This is a genomic window from Mycobacterium sp. NAZ190054, from assembly GCF_001545925.1.
Classification (GTDB): domain Bacteria; phylum Actinomycetota; class Actinomycetes; order Mycobacteriales; family Mycobacteriaceae; genus Mycobacterium.
The window spans coordinates 1-2036 of record NZ_LMVQ01000417.1 but is presented as its reverse complement, the minus strand read 5'-3'; the positions used below and the strand labels follow the sequence as shown (position 1 = coordinate 2036).

General features: G+C 71.0%; 3 pseudogenes. All 3 read right to left on the bottom strand.

From position 1 onward, the window contains the following. Positions 1–385 precede the first annotated feature (385 nt). Positions 386–865, bottom strand: a pseudogene (locus ASJ79_RS23125) (alcohol dehydrogenase catalytic domain-containing protein); the annotation flags it as partial. 14 nt (positions 866–879) lie between these two features. Next, a pseudogene (locus tag ASJ79_RS23120) lies at positions 880–1184 on the bottom strand (GlsB/YeaQ/YmgE family stress response membrane protein). Positions 1185–1299: 115 nt separating this feature from the next. Continuing rightward, positions 1300–1908 (bottom strand): annotated as a pseudogene (locus ASJ79_RS23115) (APA family fibronectin-binding glycoprotein); the annotation flags it as partial. Between the last annotated feature and the right edge of the window lie 128 nt (positions 1909–2036).

Here is a 2036-nt window from a genome sequence, read left to right as displayed (position 1 = left end):
AGATGGGTGTGAGCGTCGATGAGCGGGGTGAGGGGCTCCGGGACCGGCGGCGGCTCTCGCTTGGCACTCACGGCCCACACTCTAGGGTGAACCTCAAATGAGTGAGCCCTACTACATCACGACGGCGCCCGCCACCATCGGGCCGGCACCGTCATGTCAGGCTCAGCTGCCGGGCCAGGCCGTACACCCCGGAGAGCCAGAACGCGAGCGGCACCACGGCGGCCAGCGCGGCATACTCGGCGTACTGGATCGAACGTCGCGACAACGGATTCGAGGATTCCGGACGCCCCGCACCCAACACCGCGAGCACGGCGGCGGCCGCGGCGCCTGCACAGATCCAGCCCGCGTGAGCCGGCGCCGCCGCCACGGCCACCAGCAACGCCGCCAGCAGCGACACCACCCCCGCGGTGCCCAGCAGCGGCGCCAGCTCGGTGTCGGCGTAGCCGCCGGGCAGACGCAGCGCGAACGCCTCGGGCACCGTCGCGAATTCGGCGTAGCCGCCGTCGGCGTCCCAACCGGTGTAACGGGATTCCGGGCAGAGGTTCTCCTGCCCGCGCCGGCAGTAACGGCACATCCCACAGGTGTGCCGCAGCCACGCGATACCGACGCGGTCACCGACGGCGAAGCGGGAGCCGGCCTGCGCGCCGACCCGGACGACCTCCCCGACCACCTCGTGGCCGGGGATCACCGACGGCCGGTGCACCGCCAGGTCTCCCTCGGTCACATGCAGGTCGGTCCGGCAGACGCCGCAGGCCCGCACCGCGACCAGCAGTTCCCCGGGGCCCGGGTGCGGGACCGGCACGGTGGCCGAAACCAGCGGCCGCGTCGACATCGGCCCGGGCGTGCGCACCTGCCATGCGCGCATGGTCGGCGGCGGGGTCAGACCCGTGACTTGGTGAACTTTCCGACGATCCACAACAGGATCACCGACCCGAGGATCGCGGTGAACAACGTGAACCACCAGCCGCCGCCGGCGGTGTCCAGGAAGAAACTCAACAGGAACCCGCCGATGAGTGCGCCGACGACGCCGATCACGATGTTCATCAGGATGCCCGAACCGGACCCCTTGACGATCTTGCCCGCGATCCATCCCGCGATCGCGCCGATGATGATGTAGCCGATCCACCCACGCTGGTGAGCGTGCTCGAGCGGGCCAGGACCTCGGTAGCTGCCATGACGTCCATCAGGAACTCCTGTCTGTCACCACCTGGCCCGGTGCGGACGCAGCCGGGCCATGCCCCAGGTATACCTAAGCCGGGTAACGAATCGGCGGTGGAAACAGGATGTGAACGGACACGATCAGGCGGGTGGCAGCATCCCCGGGGCCGTGTTCGGATCGACCGGGACCGGCACCCCGACGGCCGGCCGCGGTGCGGGCGCGTTCGGATCCGGCGGGGGCGCGTTCGGATCGGCCGGCGGCAGCGGTGCGTTCGGGTCCGCTACCGGAGCCGGCGGAGGCGGCGGAGGCGCCCAGGGACGGATCGAGTTCGCCAGGGTGACCGCCGCGTCCTGCGGGATCGGGTTGGTCGCGGTGCCGAGCCACACCACGAACCACCGTTCGGGCGTGCGCTGTCCGCGCGGGGTGCCCGGCGCGACGGGTGTGCCGACCACACCGGCCCAGATCTGGCCGTTGGGCTTGTTGGTGTCGGTGAACTTCACCTCGTACGACGACGCGACGCCGGGCATGCCGGCCGCGTCGAGCGGGACGGTCTGCTGGTTGATCCGGGTGCCCGGGAACGGCATGAAGAACTCGCCCATGTCCGAGGCCAGCCGCTGGGCGGCCTTGGTGTTGTCGTCCTCCGCACCGGCGAACAGCTTGAGGTCGAGCCGGCCCAACAGCACGCTGGTGTCGTTCGGCGGCTGCGCGTCGGGCGGGGACCCCGCCGGCGGCACCTTGGTCAGCAGGGCCTACCCGCAATGAGAGCGTGGCCGCTGACGGACGTTAGGCTGCCCTGCATGACGGAAACGAAGGAACCCGGCGCCTACCCCGATGTCGCCGATCCGGCGCCGCAGCCGCGCGCGACCAAGGAGCAGGT